Here is an 18,108-nt window from a genome sequence, read left to right on the forward strand (position 1 = left end):
TTATTAAAATGAAAAGAAACACAATTGCAGTATTTGCTCTGACAACAATCATTACCCTAATCAGTTGCAATATCCACGAACACAAACAAATTAAACTATCAAAACCAAATAAAGAAAAATTACTTACTGACGGAGAATGGATAAGCAATATAGACTCGATGTCAGGAATCAGTATTCGGTCAAACAAAATCGCTTTTTTCAAAAACATGAAATTCTCTGGCGAAGATGTTTGCGATTATGAATTAATAGATTCAGTTTACAAATCTCCTGAAAGTGAAAAAATAGTTGGCGAATACATACTTTTAGTCAAAAACCTAAAAGACACCTCTTACTATCAAATTACCAACAGATCAAAAAATAGCTTGACATTAAAAATCAACAACCAAAAAGAAACTTTTAATCTTAAGCCCAAAAAATAAGAACCTCAACCAGACATACCGTTTGTAAGGGTTTATTTTTAATCCGACCCCCAATAAAACAGCTTTCCTGTTTTGAGGTCAATTTCAAAATAATCATGCTTTGTATAGGTTACATGCAATTTATCCTTATCGATATTTATATATCGGATTTTACGCTCTCCAATAACTTCAGATGTGAACTTCTCTGTAAAATTTACTTTCCATTTTAGCTTACCACTTTGTTGATAAGCCGTAATCACATTAAGATCGTTTTCAACATAATAAACAACATCCTTATACTTTATCCCTCTCTTGTCAGTGTGATAAAAGTTAAGTTCTTTTTTGGTTGTAACTTTTGTTACATCATAAGGGATTTTATCCTGAACCAGAATATTACCAAGTAGAACCAGAAAAAGAAAAATGTTTTTCATAGTATTAATACCTATTCCTGAACCACACCTTTTGCCATTCCCGTTTCAGCACCAAAAAAGCCACTTGTTCCGCCAGTTCGGCGATATCGCTGCCGTTAAGAGCTTTGATATCTTTCTCCGGCACATCTATGATGTACAGCAGGTTCAGGTATTCGGCAAACTTATGCTGAATGAGGTTGTAGATCTTATCCTGCACACCCAACTTTAGATTGATAGGCGTAATCTCAATAGCAAAATCTACGGGTTCGTTAGCCAGTGTAAAATCTTTATTCAATTGCTCTACAAGTTTTATGTAAAGCTGCTCTTTTTGTGCTTCCGAAAGTAAAAGGTCGGTATTAAGAGGTGCTGTAAACGTCATTATACATTTCTTTGCATCAGGCTTTCGCCAAAGTTTTTAAGGAGTGCTTTTTTATCTTCGGCTATATCCAGCTTTTCTAAAGTAGCAAATGCTTTATAGGTATAGTCTTCTATAGCCTGTTTTATTGTAGCGTCGGCACCGGTATGCCTGAAGATATTTTTAACCGCCACTACTTTATCACTATGGTCTTCCGGCTGAACCGAGAACCATTGCAATAAATTTTGTTTTTCAAACTCGTTAGCCTGCGCCAAAGCCTTTAGATAAAGATACGTTTTTTTATTCTCGATAATATCCCCGCCTATTTGTTTACCAAAGGTTGCCGGATCGCCAAAAGCATCCAGGTAATCATCCTGAAGCTGGAAGGCTATCCCAAGGTTAAGACCGAAGTCATATATAAGGTCACAGTTTTCATGAGATGTTTTAGCAACAATTGCCCCCATTTTCATGGCCGCACCTACAAGCACCGCTGTTTTGTACTCAATCATTTTAAGATATTCCGGCTCGGTAACATCGTTTCTCATTTCGAAGTCAACATCCCACTGTTGGCCTTCACATACCTCAAGTGCTGTTTTACTGAACAGCTTTGCCAGCGAACGGAAAATTACAGGCTCATACTCTTCAAAAAACTGATACGCCAGTATCAGCATGGCATCACCTGAGAGAATTGCTGTATTAAGATTCCATTTTTCGTGTACAGTCTGGTTACCTCGTCGCAAAGGAGCATCATCCATAATATCATCGTGTACCAGCGAAAAGTTATGAAACATCTCTACCGCCACAGCTGCGGGAAGCGCTTCTTTACAATCGGCACCAAAAATATCGGCCGCCATAAGCGTTAGCACCGGCCTCATACGTTTACCGCCCAAAGACAGTATATATTGCACAGGTTTATAAAGATCTAGAGGTTCTTTTTCGAAGGATGTGTTTGCAAAGTAATCGGAAACAATTTGCTGGTAATGTGCTATAGGGAGCATTTATCTAATTTTTCTGCTAAAATACCCCTTTTTCCTTTTCCTTTCAAAAAGTTTTCATCTGAGTTTCACATAAGCTATAACACAGAGATTAGCAAAGTAACCCGGAGTAACTCAAAGAAATATTACACACTATAAGCTGTCAAAGCAATTTTGCCGTTGACAGAAAAACTCTGTGCACTTCCAGAACAAAAAACTTTCTATGCCTTAGTGTGTCTTTGTGTTTCTTCGCGAACCTCTGTGTTATAACTAAAATTAATCTTAACAAAATCAAAAACTTTGGAAACTTTTTTGGTTTTAAAAGTTTCCTTTTATACATTTGCCCCGAAATTTGAATTCAATGAAAGAGACTATCCTACAGAAAGCCAATGAGATGTACATGACTTTAGGCTTTAAAAGTGTAACCATGGACGATATTGCCAATGAATTGGGAATATCAAAAAAAACCATTTATCAGCATTATGCCAACAAGAATGAACTGGTACAGGCAAGTACATTTTATCTTTTTGAACAAATATCTGATGGGGTAGACAAAATATGCGAGTTAAACAAAAATGCCATAGAGGAGATCTTTACAATACGAACTTTTCTAAGCAGAAAACTAAATAACGAAACAACGTCCCCCTTTTATCAGCTCCAAAAGTTCTTCCCCCAGACCTTTTCTACTTTACACGCGAAACAATTTGAAAAAATGCACGGCTGCATGCTTCACAACATACAAAGAGGCATTGAAAGCGGACTTTACAGACCCGATATAAACATCGATTTTGTATCGCGTATTTACTTTACCGGTCTTACCGGCATCAAGAATACGGAAATCTTCCCAACGGAAGTATATGAAGTAAATGCGTTGACTATACAATATCTGGAATATCATTTAAGAGCAATTTCAACCAGGAAAGGGCTTGATGTACTTATAGAAGAGTTGAAAAAATATTAACAAAATATTAACATTTAACAAAACGAAAAACGCATTAATTTTGCATTGACAATTTTGTCAAACATAAAAGTTAAACAAATATGTTAGTTAAAGAAACGGATCAGGATACAGAAAAGCTGATAATGGAAACCGCCAAGAACATATTCTTTGGCGAAGGACGCTTTAATGCGACCACACAGGAAATTGCCGATGCCGCAGGAGTAAACCGTACGCTTATAAACTATTACTTCAGATCGAGGGATAAGCTTTTTGAGATTGTATTTGAAGATGCCCAAAGACAGGAACAGGAATTAAGCGAGCAGATATTGAACACAAATCTACCATTGAAGGAAAAATTAAGTCAGCATCTGGACAATTTCTTTGAACAGTCTAAAAAGTATCCATATCTGGAAATATACATGGTTACTCAGGCTAATCAAGGTTGTGCTTTTAAGGATAAAGACAAAATGGGCCCTCTGCTGGACAAATTTTATCTGGAGATTGCCCTTGAAATGGATAAAGGAAACATCGAAAAGATGAGGCCGGAACAATTTGTGTTGAATTTTATCTCGCTAATGTCTTTCCCTATTTCTATGAGACCACTGATTCAGGAATCCATGAGCCTTACCAAAGAATATTATGACACACTCCTTAGCGAACGTAAGGAAATTATAATCAGAACACTTTTTAAACAATAATCATCATCAATAAACACAGTTAGACCATGAAAATCATAAATGATTTTAAAAGCCTCACGGCAAAGGGACTTGCTTTGCTTACGGTTATATTGGCGATTCCGGGGGTGCAGGCGCAAACAGCACCTGCCCAGGAACTCACGCTAAAGGACGCCGTAAACTATGCATTGCAAAACAAGCTCGAAGCAAGAAAGGCAAAATTAGCGGTAGAGAACGCTGAGTACCAGATTCAGGAGGTACGATCAAGAGCACTACCAAGCATTTCGGCAAGCGGAAACCTTACCTATAACCCAATCATACAGCAAACGGCTGTTGATTTTGGACAGGGCACACAACTTTTGGCATTAGGCCAAAAATGGAGCTCGGTAGCAGGTGTAAGCCTTACCCAAAACATCTTCGATCAGTCGGTGTTTACAGGTTTGCGTGCTGCGAAGACCACGCGTGAATTCTATCAGGTAAATGCAGAACTTACCGATGAGCAGGTAATAGAAAGGGTAGCCAACAACTACTATAATGTATATGTGCAACGCATACAGCTTACGGTAGTAGACAGCAACTATGTAAACACCGCGAAAATTCGTGATATCATTAAAGGTCAGTTCGACAATGGCCTTGCAAAAAGGATTGATCTGGATCGAATTAATGTAACCGTTTCTAATCTTGATGCTGAACGCATACAGCTGCGCAGTAACCTTGAGCAGCAGGAAAATGCGCTTAAATTCTTTATCGGTATGCCAATTCAGACGGCTATAGTTTTACCGGACACCCAATTTGAGGTTACACCGCAATCGCTAAACGATACTCCGGATACTACCCAACTTCCGCAATATCGATTAATGCAAAAGCAAAAAGAACTGTATGAGTTCAATAAAAAAGCAGTACAGGCAGCATACTACCCTACACTATCGCTAACAGCAGGCTATAATTACATTGGTCAGGGACCTAAAATGCCTTGGTTTCAGCTTTCATCTGCCGGTGTATACTGGACTGACTTTTCGGCTATTGCCATGAATTTAAACATACCAATATTCACAGGTTTTGGTACACGTGCCAAAGTAAGACAGGCCGATATAGACATTCGCGAAACGGAAGAAGATCTTAAAGACACTAAGCTTTCGCTTGATCTTGCTTATTCGAATGCCAAATCGCAAATGGTAGTAAGCCTTACCAATATTGCCAACCAGAAAGAAAATGTAAAACTGGCTCAGGAAGTACTTGACGATGTTCAGAACAACTATCAAAACGGCCTTGCATCATTAACTGACCTGTTAGATGCAGAGACCAGTTATATCACTTCACAACGTAATTATACAAACGCGCTGCTTACCTATAAACTGGCAGAAGTGCAACTTATAAAAGCTAAAGGAGAATTAAAAACCTTAACAAACTAATCCCCATGAAAAAAGTAATCTATATATTGGCAGGTGTAGGCGTAATCGCTCTTGGCGCCTTCATACTTAATAAAAACAAAGCAAAAAATGATGCCGAAACTGCTGTAGTTTCGCAAAAAAACAACTCGGTTGCCGTTAAGGCTACAACCGTTAAAAACGAAAAACCTAATACTGATTATATCGCTAACGGTACTTTTGAAGCTGCTCAGCAACTTGAATTCCCTGCTGAGAACAATGGCCGTGTAGTAAAGGTTTTGGTAGACGAAGGTGATGCCGTACGCGTTGGGCAGGTACTTGCTGTTATTAAAGGCGATAATCTTTCTATTGAACTTCAAAACACGCAAACCGCTTACCAAACTGCTGTTGCCGACAACGCCCGTTATGAAAATGCTTATAAAACCGGTGGTGTAACAAAACAACAACTTGATAATGCTAAGCTTAACCTTGCTAATGCAAAAGCACGTTATGACCAGGCTAAAGTAAACTTTGGTGATACTTCTATCAAATCAAGCATAAATGGCATTGTAAATAAACGTAACATCGAACCGGGATCGGTAGTATCTCCGGGTACTGTATTGTTCGAACTTGTAAACGTTTCTACACTTAAGCTAAGAGTTACCGTTACAGAACAACAGGTGGCAACTCTAAAACTTGGCACTCAGGTACCTGTAAGCGTAAGCGTTTATCCTGACAAGCAATTTACAGGAAAAATCACTTTCATTGCTCCTAAAGCTGATGCATCGTTAAACTTCCCTGTTGATATCGAAATCACCAACAACCCTAACAACCAGATTAAAGCCGGTATGTATGGTTCGGCTACATTTGGCAGTAAAGACAATTCTGGCCAGGTATCTGTACTTACAGTACCAAGGGTAGCTTTTGTTGGTGGTGTAGGAAACCGTCAGGTATTTGTAGTTAACGACAGTGTTGCCAAACTTATAAAAGTAACTCCGGGACGCATCTTTGGTGAAGAGGTAGAAATCCTGGGCGGCCTTAAAGAAGGCGATGTGGTAGTAACCAGCGGTCAGATCAATCTGCAGGATGGTACAAAAGTTAGTGTTATAAAATAACCACCCGCCTTAGCTTAAGCAAAAGGCAACCAATAAAAACTTAAAATGAAATTAGCAGAAATATCCATAAAACGTCCAACACTTATTATAGTGTTGTTCATCATACTTACGTTAGGGGGGCTATTTAGCTACAGCAACCTGAGCTACGAGCTTATCCCTAAATTTGAAATGAACGTGATAACAATTTCTACTGTATATCCGGGAGCATCGCCGGGTGAGATAGAAAACACGGTTACAAAGAAAATTGAAGATGCAGTATCTTCGCTGGAACTTGTAAAAAAGGTAGAATCTAAATCGTACGAAAGCTTATCGCTTGTAATGGTAACATTAGAATCTGAAGCAGATGCCGACTACTCCCTTAATGATGCCCAGCGTAAGATAAACGCTATTGAAAAAGATCTTCCGGAAGATGCCGATCCTCCGGCTCTTGTAAAGTTCTCACTTAGTGACCTTCCGATCATTACCATGGGAGCAACTTCAAACATGGATGAAGTTGAGTTCTATGACCTCCTTGACAAAAAAATTGAACCTATTCTTGCCCGTGTTCCGGGTGTGGCTCAGGTTACACTTGTAGGTGGCCAGGAACGTGAAATTCAGGTAAACCTTATGGAAGACAAACTGAAAGGTTATGGCCTTAGTATCGCTCAGGTACAGCAGGCTATCCTTGGCAGTAACCTTGACTTCCCTACCGGTAGCGTTAAAACACGTGAAAGCTCAATGCTTGTACGTCTTGCGGGTAAATACCGTAGCGTAGAAGAAATGCGTAACCTGGTAGTATCATCTAAAAATGGAATCCAGATACGTCTTGGACAGGTTGCCGATGTACAGGACAGCCAGAAAGAAGCTGATAAAATTGCACGGGTAGACCAAGGTAGCGCTATAGCGGTTCAGATTACCAAACAAACTGAAGCGAATGCCGTTCAGGTGAGTGAGGATATTCGTATTGCCATTGCTAAAATTGAAAAAGATTATGCCAACCAAGGATTAAAACTTGTCGTGGCTAATGATACCTCTGAATTTACCCTTGTTGCTGCCGATGCGGTTATCCACGATTTATTTATCGCGGTTTTCCTTGTGGCTTTCGTAATGTTGTTTTTCCTTCACAGTTTAAGGAATGCACTTATTGTAATGGTATCGATTCCGGCATCGCTTATCGCTACTTTTATTGGTGTTTACCTTATGGGCTATACCCTAAACTTAATGAGTTTACTTGGACTATCGCTAGTGGTAGGTATTCTTGTGGATGATGCCATTGTGGTATTGGAGAACATTTACCGCCACATGGAAATGGGTAAAAGCAGGATTCGTGCTGCCTATGACGGTACTGCCGAAATTGGGTTTACCGTAATGGCTATTACTCTTGTAATTGTTGTGGTATTCCTGCCTATTGCAATGAGTTCCGGTCTGGTGTCTAATATTATTACACAGTTTTGTGTTACTGTAGTTATAGCCACATTACTGTCGCTATTATCATCTTTTACACTTATCCCATGGTTATCATCACGTTTTGGTAAACTGGAGCACATTACAGGAAAATCATTATTCGGACGTATTATCCTTGGTTTCGAGAAAGGTCTTGACCGTTTTACACACTGGGTTACCGACATTCTTAAATGGTCGCTTAAAAGCCGATGGACAAAACTTGCCAGCCTTGGTGTAGCAATTTTTCTTTTCATAGGTTCCCTTATGATTGCCGGAACCTATGTAGGTGGTGAATTCTTCGCTAAACTGGACAGGGGACAATTCATTGTGCAGATGGAACTTCCAAAAGATGCTTCTCTGGAACAGACTAACTTTATGACTCAGGAAGCTGAAAAATTCCTTGCCAGCAGACCTGAAGTAAAAAGTATCATCACAACAGTAGGACAAACCAGTGAAGGTTTTGCAGGTGTACAGAGTACAGCTTATAAATCGGAAATTACTGTTACTCTTGTAGATGAAGAGCATCGTGCAGATAACTCTTTCGTATATGCTGCGAAAACCAAACGTGAGCTTGAAAAAGTATTGGTAGGTGCTAAAATTAAAACCGTCCCGGTAAGTATCATGGGTGGTGCCGATGATGCTCCTATTGCTCTTACCGTAACCGGTAACGACCTTGAAAGCGCTATGGAGTGGGCAAATAAAGCTGCTGCTGAACTTGCTAAAATTCCGGGTGCTACCGAGATAAAGCTAACATCTGAATCAGGTTCACCGGAGGTAAATGTTCAGGTAGACCGTGATAAGATGGCAGCATTGGGTCTTGACCTGCAAACCGTAGGTATGACCATGCAAACTGCCTTCAATGGTAATACTGATGGTAAATTCCGTGCAGGACAGTATGAGTATGACATCAACATCCGTTTCGGTGAAGAGAACCGTATGGACATTAACGATGTACGTAACCTTACTTTTATAAATAATGCCGGACAGGAAGTGAAACTATCACAGTTTGCTGCTGTAACAGAAGGTTCAGGACCATCGTTACTAGAAAGACGTGACAAGAGTGCTTCGGTTACCGTACAGGGGCAGTCGGTAGGACGTCCTGTAGGTGCTGTTATCGCTGACTGGCAAAAAGTATTTGAGAAAATGGAACGCCCAATGGGTGTAAGCTACGTATGGGGTGGTGATATGGAGATGCAGGAAGAAGGATTCGGTACATTGGGTATTGCGTTACTTGCAGCCATCGTATTAGTATACCTTGTAATGGTTGCACTTTATAACAGCTTTGTATATCCGTTCGTGGTATTGTTCTCGGTACCACTATCGTTCATCGGGGCATTGCTGGCACTGGCGTTAACAAACAACTCATTAAATATATTCACGATACTTGGTATCATCATGCTTATTGGTCTTGTATGTAAGAATGCGATATTACTTGTAGACTTTACCAACCACCGTAAGGAAGCCGGTGAGACTACTTTCAATGCACTTGTACAGGCTAACCACGCCCGTCTTCGTCCAATCCTTATGACGACTATTGCGATGGTTATCGGTATGATTCCAATTGCATTGGCAAAAGGTGGTGCTGCACAGATGAACAATGGTCTGGCATGGGTAATCATTGGAGGACTTGTGAGTTCGCTATTCCTTACCCTTGTAATTGTACCTGTTGTGTACTCTATATTTGATAGTTTGATCAGAAGATTCTCTAAAGGCGAACCTATTGATTATGAAAAAGAAATGGTAGCCGATTATGAGCACAGGGAACTGAGCGAAGATGGCTTTACTGCAAAACACTAAAGTTTAGAGTTTAGATTTATATAAAAGGGGGCTGTGTATAATACACAGCCCCCTGCTTTTTTGTTATTTTTTTGTGAACCGGAGAGTAAAAATTGATTAATCCTGCCCTTTTAGCTGAATTAAATCGAATATAAAGTTTCAATTTTTATGGTATCACAAAAAAAACTGCAAAATTTATAGACAGAAAACATTTTTAAAGAGGATAAAGTTTTTATTTAGAATAATTAAAAATAATATTGTGTAATTGGTTACTGGCTATTACTTTTGCATGCGAAAACAAGATAACCATCATAAAAATGAACACAATTACATTTAAGAAAGTTTTGTTCTTCCTAATGACTTTTGTTACCATAACAATGGCAGCCCAGGAAAAAGGAAAAATAAACGGAACAATCTCTCTAAGCGGTAACACACCTGCCGAGAACATTTCTGTAGCTTTAAAAGGTACTGCTTATTCGGCCGTTACAGGTGCAAATGGTCAGTATGAAATTAGAAACATCAAACCGGGAACCTATACTATACGTGTTTCTGCAGTAGGAATCTCTAATGTTGAAACCAGCGTTACTGTTGCTGCCGGAGAGAATGTTAAGAAAGATTTTACTCTTACAGAAAGTCAGGAACAACTTAATGAGGTAGTGATTAGCGGCAACGTTAACAGATATTCTAAAAAAGAAAGTGTAACAGTATCCCGCTTACCACTAAAAAATCTTGAAAACGCTCAGGTTTACAACGTAGTTACTAAAGAATTAATGACTGACCAGCTGGTAACAAACCAGGATGATGCTATTAAAAACATACCGGGTGTATATCAACTTTGGGGTTCTACAGGCCGTGCCGGAGACGGTGGCTCATATTTTGCATCGAGAGGATTCGTAACTCAGGCGTTGGTAAGAAATGGCGTTGCAGGTACTGTGATTGCTAATAACGATGCTGCTAACATTGAAAGTATTGAAGCTATAAAAGGTCCATCGGCTACACTATTTGGTAGTATACTTACTTCTTACGGTGGTCTTATAAACCGTGTTACTAAAAAACCTCATGAAACTTTTGGCGGTGAGGTTACTTACCAAACAGGAAGTTTTGGATTTAACCGTGCTACTATAGATGTTAACACACCGGTTAGTGAAGACAAAAAAGCACTCTTCAGACTCAATGCGTCTACAACTAAATCACAGACCTTCCAGGATTATGGAATGAATAAAAGCTTCTTTTTTGCTCCATCCTTTACATATAAATTCAGCGACAAACTAACTGCAACGATTGAAGGAGAATTCTTTAACCAGGATGCAACAGGAATGCACCTTATCTATCTGGACTGGACAGCAACTCCATCACAAATAGGTATTACTAATGCTAAGGATTTAAAATACGACTTTAAACGTTCATTAAACGGAAGCGATTTTATAACACAAACTAAGAGCCGTAACATCTTTGCAACAGTAGATTACAAAATCTCAGACAGCTGGAAATCGCAATCGGTAATTACATCTGCTAACAATGAAGCTGAAGGTCCGGGTGTATGGTTGTACCTGCTAAACACCACACAGATGTCAAGAAACGCATGGGGCTTCCAGGGTTCATCTAATGCTATCGAATTCCAACAAAATTTTATAGGAGACTTTAGTATAGGTAAAATGAGAAACCGAGTAGTAATTGGCGGAGACATCTACCATACTAAAGGATATACTAATATTACTTATCTTCCAAGCGGAGGTTACCTGTTTGACATCGTAGACTACAATGGCACAATACCAAACTACAATGCATTTAACCAGAACAATGTTCAGGCTCAGCTTGACCAGTCAACTAACGTATACAACAGCGGAACAAACCTGAGCACACATAGCGTTTATGTAAGCGATGTACTTAATATTACACCTAGTCTTCTTATATCTGCAGGTGTACGTTTTGATAATTTTGAAAACAGAGGCAGCTATAATGCGGTTACAAACACAACATCGGGCGGATTCTCTCAAAATGCTTTCTCTCCTAAATTTGGTATCGTTTACCAAATCATAGAAGAACAGGTATCTGTATTTGGTAACTACCAAAACAGTTTTAAAAATGTGCTTAACCCTAACCAGGGGAGTACACAGCCTAATATCAATACCGATACATTTAAACCGGAACACGCTAACCAGATTGAGGTGGGTGTAAAACTTAATGCCTTTAAGAACAAGCTTAATGCTAACATAAGCTATTACAATATCAAGGTAGAAGATATTGTAAGGGCTGACGCTTTGAACCCTAACTCATCTATTCAGGATGGTACACAAAAAAGTGAAGGATTTGAACTGGAAATAAATGCTAACCCAATTCCTGGATTAAACATTGTTGCCGGTTATGCTTATAATGACAGTAGACTTGAAAAAACGGAAGCTAACGTAAATGGCCTTCGCCCTACTACAGCGGGTCCTCAAAGCTTAGCTAACCTTTGGATAAGCTACAAACTTCCAGTAGAAACTATCGACGGCCTTGGTATCGGCTTTGGAGGGAATTATGCTGACGAAACTCTTATTTACAACCAATATGTTTCAACCGGAGCAAGAGAGACATTCAAGCTTCCATCATATACTGTGCTTAATGCATCATTATTCTATGACAAACCTAAATACAGGGTGTCATTAAAAGTAAACAACCTTACAGACGAGCTTTACTTTAACGGTTACACAACAATCAATGTTCAGGCACCACGAACATTTATGGGAGGTGTTACTTATAAATTCTAAAACAATTTAAAAACATCTTCCTCCGGGAAGATGTTTTACTTTTGTCTCCACGTTTAGTTTCGATTAATGGCAAAGAATAAACCGAAGAAAAAAAAGACTTTAAAGCAATGGATTGGCAAAATCCACTTATGGCTCGGGCTTTCCTCCGGGCTTATTGTCTTTATAGTGAGCATTACCGGTTGTATATTTTGCTTTCATGACGAAATAAAAGACCTTACCCGCGACTGGCGAAAGGTAGAAGCTGTAAACGCTCCTTACCTTATGCCTTCGGTATTACAGGCAAAAACAAAAGCCTTGTACCCTAATGCAACTGCCGATATGGTAGTATACAATGGTTCTGACAGAAGTGCTTTGGTTTACAGCACTGAAGCCGGTGAAGCCTATAATGTGTACTTTAACCCCTACTCCGGAAAATTCCTGCACCGCGAAAAAACCTCAGACGATTTTTTTCTGTTCATAGAAGACCTGCACATGCATTTATTGCTTCCTGAAGCAATTGGCAAACAGGTAGTAGGTATAGCCACCATTATTTTTATCATAATGCTCTTATCAGGCATTGTTCTTTGGTGGCCTAAGAAGAAAACCGACCTGAAAAAAAGACTGAAAATAAAATGGGATGCCAAATGGCGAAGGGTAAATTATGACTGGCACAACGTTACCGGGTTTTATGTTGCTCTCATAGCACTAACTATTGCCCTTACAGGTTTGACATTCTCGTATGAATGGATGCATAAAACCATGTACTTTGTTGGTAACATGGGCAACGATTATCCTGAAGAAAAAGCAACTGTTACAGTAGATACACTTTTAGAAACGTCAAAATCTGTTATCCCTGTAGATATAGCTTACACAACCGCAAGAAAGGCAAGACCTGAAGACCAAATGTGTTTTGTTTGGCAACAGGATCATAAAAGCGCGATAATTACAGGATCGTATCCTGAATCGCTTGATTTTGACCACCAGTCTAATATGTTCTTTCACCCTGCAACCGGAGAATTGCTGAAACAACAATTGTACGATCAAAAAAGTGCCGGAATGCAATTACAGGAAATGAACTATGGTTTGCATACCGGACAATATTTTAATCTGCCGGGTAAAATCATTGCTTTTATTGCCAGTCTGATTGCTGCCGCTCTGCCTGTATCAGGAGTAGTGATATGGATAGGCCGCAACAATAAAAAATCCAAAACAAAAATTGCTGCATGAAAAAAAACAAAAAAAATACTTTTAAACAATTTATAGGCCAGTTGCACTTATGGCTCGGCCTTACTTCGGGACTTGTCGTGCTCTTCCTTTCTATCACAGGCTGCATATTTGTTTTTAGTCAGGAGATAAGCGACTGGCAGCGTGAAGATGCCCTTTATGTTCCTGAAGTAAAAGCAAACCGCTTGTCTGTAAGTGCCATCTGGAATGAAACCTATAAGGCTATCGGCGACAGTATTACGTTCAACGATATGCACGTATACAAAGACCCCAAAAGATCGGTTGAGTTCCATTGTTATAAAGCGGCAGAAAATGAGAAAGACTGTTTTTGGTATTTTGACTCTATAGACTACTACTACAATGTATATGTAGATCCCTATACAGGGGAGATACTTGCTATTTACGATCAGGAAAAAGATTTCTTCAATGTGATAAAAATGCTGCATTGGAGCCTGCTGATACATCACCCTGTAGGGCAGCAGATTATCGGATGGTCTACCTTTATCTTTGTTATAATGCTAATTACAGGTATTATCCTTTGGTGGCCAAAGAACAAAGCAGCACGCAAGCAGCGTTTTTGGTTTCAGTGGAAAGACTCAACTAAATGGAGAAGAAAGAACTACGACCTCCATAATATATTCGGCTTTTACATAGCAAGCATAGCCATTATTATTGCTTTTACCGGCATGGTTTGGGCTTTTACCTGGTTTCAGGCTGTAGTATATGTTGCCGGTTCGCAAAGCCTTACCCCTCCTGAGGTCGTAGAAAAACAATCTGTAATCAGTGATGGTAACAGGGATATAGCATTCGAAAAAGCTTTTGCTTACACTAATGCTAAATATAAAGACGCGGATGCCCTTAGTATTGGTAAACCGGCCGATACCGCTAAAACAGGACATATTGAAGTTTATGTACAGCAATATCCGGGTAAATATTATGTGTATCACCAGCTTCAGTTTGACCAGTATAGCGGTAAACTACTGTATGAAAAAAACCACAGCGACAGGAATTTTGGTGAAAAGCTGATTACTGCCAATTATGATATTCACGTAGGTGCAATACTGGGTATTCCAGGCAAGATAATAGCCTTTATTGCCAGCTTTGTATGCATGCTGTTGCCAATATCAGGCTTTTTGATATGGTGGGGCCGTAGAAACAAAAAAAAGGCTAAAACATAAAATAAAAAAGGCTGTTAGTTTAAAACTAACAGCCTTTCTCAAATAATAAACAGTATTTCTATTTATTATTTACTACCACAGCTTCCTGAGACCATTTTTTAACTTCAGCAATCCTGCTGTTGTTATAATCTACTTCGTTTAGAACAGCTCCAGTCCAGAAGAACCATTTTCCGGTTTTTAGTCCGTTAGTATATTCTCCTATAGATTGCTTTGTACCGTCTTCGTTATAAGCGGTCCAGTTTCCGTGTAGTTTACCGTCTTTGTATGTTCCCTCCTGTTTGATATTACCATTTTCGTAATAATAAACAGCTTTTACTATATTGTTCTCTACTGAGTAATCGTGATCTTTATTTTGTGCAGATAAAACACCTGCTGACAATAGTAATCCGGCAAATAATATCTTTTTCATTTCAATTTGTCTTTTAGGGTTATTGTAAATCTTTTAATCTCTTTACAAATTTATCGAATATAATTTACACAAACATTACATTTAGATAACAATTTCATAACATAACTAAAAACTTAACATTGGAAAATTTAAAAATCTTTGTAAAGTCTTTATTTTACTATACTTTAGAGAGATAACCTAAAATCAGCATTTTATAAGAATTATACTTTTTTAACCCATTAAAAAGACTTTCTGAGGCTAAAAAACAAAAAACCATCCGCCGTGGCAGATGGTTCGGTAACACTAAGTTAACATTAAATTTACATTAAAGTAACTTTTAGATTATTTTAAAAGAGAATCTAGCTGTGCCTGCAACGCCGGATCTGATGGTCTTAAAGCATCTGCATTTATAACCTTTCCATCGGGACCTATTAAGATAAACCTTGGAATTGAATCTATACCATAAGCCAATATAAAATCAGAACTCCAGTCTTTATCTGCAAAAAGCTGAACCCCTCCAAGTGACTTATCCTTTACCATTTTTTTCCATTTCTCATGATCTTTCGCTTTATCAATTGAGATGCTTACAAACGCTATATTTTTGTCATGGTACTTCTCTTCTACTTTCTGAAGAAAAGGTATTTCCTGACGGCAAGGTCCACACCACGTAGCCCAAACATCTATGTAAACATATTTGCCTTTAAAGTCTGCCAGGCTGGTGTTGCCACCTTTAAAATTCTCATACGTAAATAAAGGTGAAGGCTGTCCTGTCATTTTCATCATCTTCGCAACTTGTTCACCCATTGCAGTCAACTCCTTACGATCGGCTTCCAGCTCCTTTGTCATGATATCTGCAAAAGATGCATCAAGCCCCTGATCTTTAAGTTGCTGTTCAGAACCACTTATAAAAGCATCGATTAAGGTTTTTTGGTCGGATCCTTTTTCAGTTTTACTGAGTTTTTCATAAAGCACTTCGGTATCCAAAGCCTTTTTTGCCAGATAATTATTTTCTTTTTCGCCTTTGCCTTTATACACAATAGATTCGTCAAACATTTTAGCATCCATCGTAAGAGCAAGGTCGAAACCATTTTTCAGGTATACTGTAGTACTTTCGGTTCCGTCAAATAACTGATAAAATCCTGTTTCAGCAGCAAAAGAACCTTTAAAAGCCCCTTTGTTATCGGCTTTAAGTACTTTCTTAAAAGTCTTTGAACGTACCAATAGCGAGTCACTATTTCTGTTTTGTATTTTGGCACTGAATTTTACTTCAGTCTGCGCATATGCTCCTGTTATAGCCAGCAGGAATAAAAATGCAATCTTTTTCATATTTTAAATATTGTTTTTAATCACAAATATAACTTTACTCACGACACATATATTATATAGTGAGCCTTTTTCTTTAAATAATAAAGCCACTGTAAAGTGGCTTTATTATTTTTATAAATGATATTATTTTAATAAGCTATCAAGTTCTGCCTGAAGCGCAGGATCTGACGGTCTTTTAGCATCTGCATCAACAATTTTACCATCAGGACCAATAAGAATAAACCTTGGAATTGAGTTAATACCATACGACTGAACAAAAGTGGAACTCCAGTCTTTATCTGCAAAAAGCTGTGTTCCTCCAAGCGCCTGATCGTTTACCATTTTTTTCCATTTATCATGATCTGTAGCTTTATCAATAGATATACTTACAAACTCAATATTTTTACCGTGGTATTTTTCTTCAATCTGTTTCAGGAAAGGTATTTGCTGACGGCAAGGACCACACCATGTAGCCCAAACATCTACATAAACATATTTACCTCTTAGATCTTCAAGTTTGGTTTTACCCCCTTTAGCATTTTCATAGTCAAATGATGCCGAAGCTAAGCCTTTTAGTTTTGATGATTTTTCAGCCTGAGCAGCCATAGCTTCCATTTGCTTGCGCTGACCTGCGATTTGTTGTCCTAAACTGGTACGGAAACCTTCATCCAATGTTTTGTCCTGAAGCCCGGCATCTAATTTGGCCAGTAATTCATTTATAAGTTTAAACTGCGTCAACTGATCTGAAGTGGTTTCAAGTTTTTTACCCAAAGCCTCATTATCTACGGCCATTTTGGCAAGGAAATTATTTTCCTTCTCTCCTTTTCCTTTATAGGTAAGTGTCTCGTCAAATTTTTTTCCATCAACAATCATAGTCAGGTCATACCCGGGTTTAAGGTACAAGTTTGTCTGTTCTGTACCGTCAGAAAACTGGAAAAAACCGGCATCAGCAGTAAAAGAATCTGTAAAATTCCCTTTAGCATCTCCTTTAATCACTTTATTCACCTTCTGACTCCTTACTATCAGTGAGTCGCTGTTGCGGTTTACTATCTTGGCCGTAAATTTAATCGGCTCTGTTTGTGCATAAGCTCCTGCAATAGAAAACAGCAGCATCAACGCAATCTTTTTCATAGTTATTGATTTATTTCCCGTAAAAATAAACTTTATTCCAATACCATCAGCAGCTTTATACATATAGCCCGTTAAAGGAATAAAAAAACGACAAACCCATCAATTATTACGTATTTATACTTAAATTGCTAGTACCAACTTAAATAACAATCATATGACCCGATATATACTCTTATTATTACTTTGTGCTTCACTGTTCATTTCGTGCGAGCAAACCACAACAACTGCCCATGTTGGTAATCGCTACACACTGGAGTTGCCTAATCATTTTATCAGAACAGGAGATATTAATAAAGATGCATCGGTTCAATATGAGAATAAAGTCAAGAATATTTTTGTTATAGGGATTGACGAAACCAAAGATGACATTACCGCTAAAATTGCTGAAAAAAAGTTGTCTGCAAAATACCCAACTACTCTTGAAGGCTATTCACAGATGATTCTTGATGGGATGGAGACTTCTATTGCAAAAAAACAGCTTCCTCCTTTTGAAGAAACCAAAATTGGCGGACTCAAAGCCCGCACCATTTCGTTTGAAGGTGTTTCATCAGGCAACCGTGTATATTGGAAAATCGGCTTTATTGAAGGAGCCAATCGTTTTTACCAGATAATGGTGTGGACCGATGCCGAAAACCGAAACAGCTACGAGAAAGAAATGGCCGGTATAATTAACTCATTTAAAGAGACCGGAGGAAGATAAAAAGATAGTGTCATGTTTTTGT

The 18,108-nt window shown here is 38.6% G+C and carries 16 protein-coding genes; 10 read left to right on the top strand and 6 right to left on the bottom strand.

Annotation, left to right across the window (positions count from 1 at the left end):
• The first annotated feature begins 8 nt into the window (after positions 1–8).
• Positions 9–419, top strand: a complete 411-nt coding sequence (locus tag DEU42_RS10025) for a hypothetical protein (protein WP_114758161.1) — start codon at positions 9–11, stop codon at positions 417–419.
• A 38-nt stretch (positions 420–457) separates the two neighbouring features.
• On the opposite strand, the gene DEU42_RS10030 is transcribed toward DEU42_RS10025, so the two are convergent.
• Genes DEU42_RS10030 through DEU42_RS10040 form a run of 3 tightly spaced genes read right to left on the bottom strand, consistent with a single transcriptional unit; the run spans position 458 to position 2,161 of the window.
• Positions 458–829 carry a hypothetical protein gene (locus DEU42_RS10030; protein WP_114758162.1) on the bottom strand — a complete coding sequence of 124 codons (372 nt, stop codon included), beginning with the start codon at positions 827–829 and terminating at the stop codon, positions 458–460.
• Between the two features lie 4 nt (positions 830–833).
• Positions 834–1,187: a hypothetical protein gene (locus DEU42_RS10035; RefSeq protein ID WP_114758163.1), complete on the bottom strand. Its 354-nt coding sequence runs from the start codon at positions 1,185–1,187 to the stop codon at positions 834–836.
• Positions 1,187–2,161, bottom strand: a complete 975-nt coding sequence (locus DEU42_RS10040; RefSeq protein ID WP_114758164.1) for a polyprenyl synthetase family protein — start codon at positions 2,159–2,161, stop codon at positions 1,187–1,189. The genes DEU42_RS10035 and DEU42_RS10040 overlap by 1 nt, the downstream gene beginning before the upstream one ends.
• Before the next feature lie 337 nt (positions 2,162–2,498).
• Here DEU42_RS10040 and DEU42_RS10045 point away from each other — a divergent pair, with 337 nt between their 5' ends.
• The 8 genes from DEU42_RS10045 to DEU42_RS10080 all read left to right on the top strand — a co-directional run bounded on the left by DEU42_RS10045 (position 2,499) and on the right by DEU42_RS10080 (position 14,562).
• Positions 2,499–3,098 carry a TetR/AcrR family transcriptional regulator gene (locus tag DEU42_RS10045; protein ID WP_114758165.1) on the top strand — a complete coding sequence of 200 codons (600 nt, stop codon included), beginning with the start codon at positions 2,499–2,501 and terminating at the stop codon, positions 3,096–3,098.
• An 80-nt stretch (positions 3,099–3,178) separates the two neighbouring features.
• Positions 3,179–3,775 carry a TetR/AcrR family transcriptional regulator gene (locus DEU42_RS10050; protein WP_114758166.1) on the top strand — a complete coding sequence of 199 codons (597 nt, stop codon included), beginning with the start codon at positions 3,179–3,181 and terminating at the stop codon, positions 3,773–3,775.
• A gap of 26 nt (positions 3,776–3,801) precedes the next feature.
• Entirely contained in the window at positions 3,802–5,163 is a 1,362-nt protein-coding gene (locus tag DEU42_RS10055; RefSeq protein WP_114758167.1) for a TolC family protein, read from the top strand.
• A gap of 5 nt (positions 5,164–5,168) precedes the next feature.
• Complete coding sequence (locus tag DEU42_RS10060) at positions 5,169–6,233, top strand: efflux RND transporter periplasmic adaptor subunit (protein WP_114758168.1); 1,065 nt, start codon at positions 5,169–5,171, stop codon at positions 6,231–6,233.
• 45 nt (positions 6,234–6,278) lie between these two features.
• Positions 6,279–9,452: an efflux RND transporter permease subunit gene (locus tag DEU42_RS10065; RefSeq protein ID WP_114758169.1), complete on the top strand. Its 3,174-nt coding sequence runs from the start codon at positions 6,279–6,281 to the stop codon at positions 9,450–9,452.
• 296 nt (positions 9,453–9,748) lie between these two features.
• On the top strand, positions 9,749–12,181 hold the full coding sequence (locus DEU42_RS10070) for a TonB-dependent receptor (protein ID WP_114758170.1): 2,433 nt from the start codon (positions 9,749–9,751) through the stop codon (positions 12,179–12,181).
• 66 nt (positions 12,182–12,247) lie between these two features.
• Positions 12,248–13,387: a PepSY-associated TM helix domain-containing protein gene (locus tag DEU42_RS10075; RefSeq protein WP_114758171.1), complete on the top strand. Its 1,140-nt coding sequence runs from the start codon at positions 12,248–12,250 to the stop codon at positions 13,385–13,387.
• Positions 13,384–14,562, top strand: coding sequence for a PepSY-associated TM helix domain-containing protein (locus DEU42_RS10080; protein WP_114758172.1), 1,179 nt, complete (start codon positions 13,384–13,386; stop codon positions 14,560–14,562). Before DEU42_RS10075 ends, DEU42_RS10080 begins: the two co-directional genes overlap by 4 nt.
• 58 nt (positions 14,563–14,620) lie before the next feature.
• Here the strand turns inward: DEU42_RS10080 and DEU42_RS10085 are convergent, their stop codons facing one another.
• The 3 genes from DEU42_RS10085 to DEU42_RS10095 all read right to left on the bottom strand — a co-directional run bounded on the left by DEU42_RS10085 (position 14,621) and on the right by DEU42_RS10095 (position 17,386).
• Positions 14,621–14,971 (bottom strand): toxin-antitoxin system YwqK family antitoxin, encoded by a 351-nt coding sequence (locus DEU42_RS10085; RefSeq protein WP_114758173.1) that lies wholly within the window; start codon positions 14,969–14,971, stop codon positions 14,621–14,623.
• Between the two features lie 321 nt (positions 14,972–15,292).
• Entirely contained in the window at positions 15,293–16,276 is a 984-nt protein-coding gene (locus DEU42_RS10090; RefSeq protein WP_114758174.1) for a TlpA family protein disulfide reductase, read from the bottom strand.
• A 123-nt stretch (positions 16,277–16,399) separates the two neighbouring features.
• Positions 16,400–17,386: a TlpA family protein disulfide reductase gene (locus DEU42_RS10095; protein WP_114758237.1), complete on the bottom strand. Its 987-nt coding sequence runs from the start codon at positions 17,384–17,386 to the stop codon at positions 16,400–16,402.
• Between the two features lie 154 nt (positions 17,387–17,540).
• Between DEU42_RS10095 and DEU42_RS10100 the strand changes: the two genes are divergently transcribed.
• Positions 17,541–18,086: a hypothetical protein gene (locus DEU42_RS10100; RefSeq protein ID WP_114758175.1), complete on the top strand. Its 546-nt coding sequence runs from the start codon at positions 17,541–17,543 to the stop codon at positions 18,084–18,086.
• Positions 18,087–18,108: the final 22 nt, after the last annotated feature.

Source organism: Flavobacterium sp. AG291, assembly GCF_003350375.1.
Classification (GTDB): Bacteria; Bacteroidota; Bacteroidia; order Flavobacteriales; family Flavobacteriaceae; genus Flavobacterium; species Flavobacterium suzhouense.